7 protein-coding genes are annotated in these 4,316 nt (G+C 71.7%); 3 read left to right on the forward strand and 4 right to left on the reverse strand.

Annotated elements, in window-relative coordinates; translation table 11 throughout:
• The 3 genes from mftC to mftA form a co-directional block, all read right to left on the reverse strand.
• On the reverse strand, positions 1-909 hold a 909-nt coding region (gene mftC, locus Q1N79_RS29855), incomplete at its 3' end, for a mycofactocin radical SAM maturase (RefSeq protein WP_300614462.1).
• Entirely contained in the window at positions 906-1,196 is a 291-nt protein-coding gene (gene mftB, locus Q1N79_RS29860; RefSeq protein ID WP_300614463.1) for a mycofactocin biosynthesis chaperone MftB, read from the reverse strand. The genes mftB and mftC, both read right to left, overlap by 4 nt.
• On the reverse strand, positions 1,186-1,296 hold the full coding sequence (gene mftA / locus Q1N79_RS29865) for a mycofactocin precursor MftA (RefSeq protein ID WP_300614464.1): 111 nt from the start codon (positions 1,294-1,296) through the stop codon (positions 1,186-1,188). Before mftA ends, mftB begins: the two co-directional genes overlap by 11 nt.
• 161 nt (positions 1,297-1,457) lie before the next feature.
• Here mftA and mftR point away from each other — a divergent pair, with 161 nt between their 5' ends.
• From mftR to Q1N79_RS29880, 3 genes are read left to right on the forward strand one after another with little or no spacing between them, the layout of a single operon-like run.
• Positions 1,458-2,117 carry a mycofactocin system transcriptional regulator gene (gene mftR / locus Q1N79_RS29870; RefSeq protein ID WP_300614465.1) on the forward strand — a complete coding sequence of 220 codons (660 nt, stop codon included), beginning with the start codon at positions 1,458-1,460 and terminating at the stop codon, positions 2,115-2,117.
• Positions 2,118-2,134: 17 nt separating this feature from the next.
• Entirely contained in the window at positions 2,135-2,821 is a 687-nt protein-coding gene (gene mftE, locus Q1N79_RS29875; protein WP_300614468.1) for a mycofactocin biosynthesis peptidyl-dipeptidase MftE, read from the forward strand.
• A complete protein-coding gene (locus Q1N79_RS29880; protein WP_300614466.1) occupies positions 2,818-3,597 on the forward strand; it encodes a mycofactocin-coupled SDR family oxidoreductase in 780 nt (259 codons plus the stop codon). The genes mftE and Q1N79_RS29880 overlap by 4 nt, the downstream gene beginning before the upstream one ends.
• Positions 3,598-3,881: 284 nt before the next feature.
• On the opposite strand, the gene Q1N79_RS29885 is transcribed toward Q1N79_RS29880, so the two are convergent.
• Positions 3,882-4,316 (reverse strand): N,N-dimethylformamidase beta subunit family domain-containing protein (locus tag Q1N79_RS29885; RefSeq protein WP_300614467.1); only part of this gene is annotated, 435 nt, incomplete at its 5' end.

Genomic DNA, 4,316 nt, shown 5'->3' on the forward strand with positions numbered 1-4,316 from the left:
CGACGACCTCCACACGGTCTCGAACCCGCCGTCGTCGCGAACGTTGCCTGCCAGGAAGTTCTCGTGGATCGCGAACGGGCACGCGTACACGTCGCCCACGGGGTCGATCAGGCAGACGACCCGTCCCGCGCCGCACAGGTTCAGTCCCGGCAGGGCGGAACCGTACGCCGACAGGTGGAAGAACGAGTCGCCGGTCAGCACCTGCTCGCCGTGCGCCACGAGCCATGCGTGCAGCGAGCGCTGCTGGTCCGCGGTCGGGTGCAGGTCGTGCCAGACGTCGGCGCCGCGTCCCGACGGGCGCAGCCGGGTGAGCCGCAGCTGGGCGCCGAACCGGTCGGCGATGGCCTTGAATGCGTCAAGCTGGGGAATGTTCTGCCTGGTCATGACCACCGACAGCTTGAAGCCGCGGAATCCGGCGGCCGACAGGTTCTCCATCGCCCGCATCGCGGTCGCGTAGGAACCGGCGCCGCGCACCGCGTCGTTCACGCCTGCCGTCGCGCCGTCCAGCGATATCTGCACGTCCACGTAGTCGGACGCGGCCAGCCGGGCGGCCACGTCAGGGGTGATCTTCACGCCGTTGGTGGAGAACTTCACCCCGACGTGGTGCGCGGTCGCGTAGTCCACCAGTTCCCAGAAGTCCTGGCGCACCGTCGGCTCGCCGCCGCCGATGTTGACGTAGAAGACCTGCATCCGCTGCAGCGTGTCGATGACCTGCTTGCACTCCCGCGTGGTCAGCTCCCGCGGATCCCGGCGGCCCGAGGAGGACAGGCAGTGCACGCACGAAAGGTTGCAGGCGTAGGTGAGCTCCCAGGTCAGGCAGATGGGAGCGTCCAGGCCAAGCTGGAACAGGTCGGTCAGCCGCCCGGGCGCGCTCCCCGCGCCGGCAGCCAGGTCCTGGGTGAGGGTCATGCGGGCGTCCGTTCGGAAATCATGTGTGAATCCGCGAGCGCGGCCAGCGCCCGGGTGTACGCGGGCAGTTCCGCCTCGGTCACGCCGGCCGCGGCGCACGCGGCCCTGGCGGTGGGGTGGTCGACAAGCGACCGCACCACCGCGAGCACCCGCTGGTTCTTCAGGAAGGAAAGCCGCCGGGTGCCGAAGTGGTACAGCAGCGCGCCGAACGGCTCGGGGCGCATCGACACGCGCGGGTCGACCTGCCACGGGTGGTCGAGGTCGAACGGGGTCGGCTCAGTAGACACCGCACATACCGTCGATCGAGACCTCCTCGACGAGGAGCTCGTCGCTGCTGAGGGTCTCGGTCTCTGCCTGCTCGGCAGCCGCGAAAGCTGGCTCGGCCATGCGAACCTCCGGTAATAGTGGCACCAAGTGCCAAGATCAGGACCTGGGCACGAGCGTAACGGCACCAGGTGCCGGAATCAAGAAAAATCACGCAGTGTGACCGGCCATCACGCTATGGCCGTCGTAAGATGTGGCAACTGCTAACAGGGTTGGTGATCACAGTGCCGGCACCGGCGGCGGCGACCCCGGGCACCGCGGGCCCGGCCGGTGACCCCGGGCCCGGGCCCGGGCCCGCCGGCCACCCCGGGCGCAAGCGGGTGACGTCGCGGGCTGAGCTCGAACAGGCGGCGTTCGGGCTGTTCGCCGCGAACGGATTCGAGCAGACCACGGTCGATGAGATCGCGGCGGCGGCCGGGATCGGGCGGCGGACGTTCTTCCGCTACTTCCCGTCCAAGAACGACATCCCGTGGGGCGCGTTCGAGCACGAGCTCGACCGGATGCGGGTCCGGCTCAAGGCGTGCCCGCCCGAGATCCCGCTGATGGACGCGATCCGGCTCGCGCTCATCGACTTCAACCGGGTCCCCGCCGCGCAGGTGCCGCTGCACAGGCGGCGGATGCAGCTGATCTTGCGGGTCCCCGCGCTGTTCGCGTACTCAACGCTGCGCTTCACCGCGTGGCGGCAGGTGATCGCGGAGTTCGTCGCGCAGCGGACCTGCCGCCGCGCCGGGGAGCTCGCGCCGCAGGTGATCGCGCACGCCGTCCTCGGGGTCGCCGTCGCCGCCTACGAGCACTGGCTCGACGATGAGAGCGCCGACCTCGGCGCGCTGCTCGACGACGGGATGCGGCAGCTCGGCGCCGCGTTTGCCGGGAGCCTGCGCTGACCGGACCGCTTTTCGCGCTGCGCGCCGCGCACTGGCCTGACGTCGAGGCGGGGCCGCGGCGGCTGCTCGTGGTGCCTCTTGGCTCGCTGGAGCAGCACGGGCCGCACCTGCCTTTGGACACCGACACCCGGATCGCGGCCGCGGTGGCCGAACGGGCCTGCGCGAGACGAGCCGGGGTGGCGCTCGCGCCGCCGGTGGCGATCGGGGCGAGCGGCGAGCACGCGGACTTCCCCGGCACGCTGTCGATCGGCACGGCCGCGCTGACACTGGTCCTAGTCGAGCTCGGGCGGCACGCGAGCCTCCACTGGCCGGCGATGCTGCTGGTCAACGGGCACGGCGGGAACGCGGCCGCGATCGGCGACGCCGCGCGCCAGTTGCGCGCGGAGGGACGGCAGTGCCATGTGTGGCATACGGGGGCGGCCCTGCCTGGCTGCGACGCGCACGCTGGACGGACCGAGACATCGGTGCTGCTCGCGCTGGCCCCCGGCGACGTGCGGCTGGCCGCCGCCGCGCCCGGCGAGACGCGGCCGGTCACCGCGATCATGCCCGAGCTGCGGGCCCGCGGGGTCCGCGCGGTCAGCCCGAACGGCGTGCTCGGCGATCCGACGGGCGCCTCCGCCGCCGAAGGCGAGCGGCTGCTCGGCCTGCTCGCCGACGGCCTGGCCGGGACGCTGGATAAGCTGCTTGCCGTGGGTAGCGCATGACCGGGCGGCTCGCCGTCGTGACGGGCGCGGCGCGCGGCATGGGGGCGGCGGTGTCCCGGCGGCTCGCCGCGGCGAGCTGGTCGCTCGTGCTGATCGACGCGTGCGCGCCGCAGCCGCCACTTGACTACCCGATGCCGTCGCTCTCCGACCTCGACGCCGTCGCCAGCGACTGCCTAGCGGCCGGCGCGCCAGGTGTCGACGTGCTGGTGGCGGACGTCGGCGACGGCGGCGTGCGCGGCAAGATCGCGGACGTGCTCGACGGGCGGGCGCCGACAGCCGCGGTGGCCGCGGCCGGGGTCATCGGCGGGCACCTGGCCTGGAGCGCGCCCGACGACGCGTTCGACCTCGTGCTGCGGGTGAACCTGCACGGGGTGCGCCACCTGGCGGACGCGTGCGTGCCGTCGATGGTGGCCGCGGGGTCCGGGCGGTTCGTCGCGGTCTCCTCCGCGGCGGCGCTGCGCGCGATGCCGCGGCTCGCCGCGTATTCGGCCGCGAAGGCGGCCGCTCTCGCCTACGTGCGCGCGCTGGCCGCCGACCTGGCCGGCACCGGGGTGACCGCGAACGTCGTCTGCCCTGGCTCCACCCGCGGGGTGATGCTCGAGGCCAGCGCGGCCGTCTACGGCCTCCCGTCGCAGGACTCGTTCGCGGGCCAGGCGCTGCTGCGGCGGCTCCTCGAACCGAACGAGGTCGCGGCCGCGATCGCATGGCTCTGCTCCCCCGATTCCGGCGCCCTCACAGGCGCGGTCATTCCCGTCGACGGCGGCCTTTCCGCATAAGGGAATTTTAATTATTTAGCCGAACGAATGGTTGCGCCTCTTAAGAACTCCGCGGCATGCGGCTGGCGCGGCAGATATCCGGGATGAGATGATCCGCCCGGTGAATCCCGCTCACCGGCATTCCAGCGAAACCCGGGATTTGGTCTACGTCTACCCGACGAACACCGCGGGTGACGCCGTGAGCGTCGGCTTCGACCTGATCCTGGCCTGCTGACGCTCGCGGTTGGGCCACTTTTCGACAGCGGGGATAGAAACCCACCTTTTATGGTGGGTTTCTATCCCCGCTACTGCAGGTTCCCCGGATCGATCGGGGAGCCGTAGGCCTCGTCCATGGCGTCGAGGTTGTCGTGGGCGGGGTACTTGTGGGCGGCGGGGCCCTCGGCGAACGCGCGCAGCACGTTCATCGTGGCCTGGCGGACGAAGCCGGGGGTCTTGCCCTCGACGCCGTGCGGCTGGTCGCCGTAGATGGCCTCCACCCAGCGCATCGTCCCGCTGTTGAAGACGCCGGCGCCGCCGGGGTGCGTGTAGTAGGCGGAGTCCCCGAAGCTGCTCGCGCCCTCGCAGGTCAGCGGGGAGTGGGAGAGCACCTCGATCGGGCGCTCCACCGGGTAGGCCGGGTCGACCCGGTCGTACTCGACGCCGACCAGGTTCGGGAAGCTGTCGCCCGCGCGCACCCCGGTGTCCCTGAACACCCAGCTCGACGGGCTGACGACCACGTA

Origin of the sequence: Trebonia sp., assembly GCF_030042015.1 — a bacterium.
GTDB lineage: Bacteria > Actinomycetota > Actinomycetes > Streptosporangiales > Streptosporangiaceae > Trebonia.

Coding starts and splice junctions, on each gene's coding strand:
- Q1N79_RS29880 (WP_300614466.1), top strand. CDS start 2,818: ATGACCGGGCGGCTCGCCGTCGTGACGGGCGCGGCGCGCGGCATGGGG.
- mftA (WP_300614464.1), bottom strand. CDS start 1,296: ATGGCCGAGCCAGCTTTCGCGGCTGCCGAGCAGGCAGAGACCGAGACC.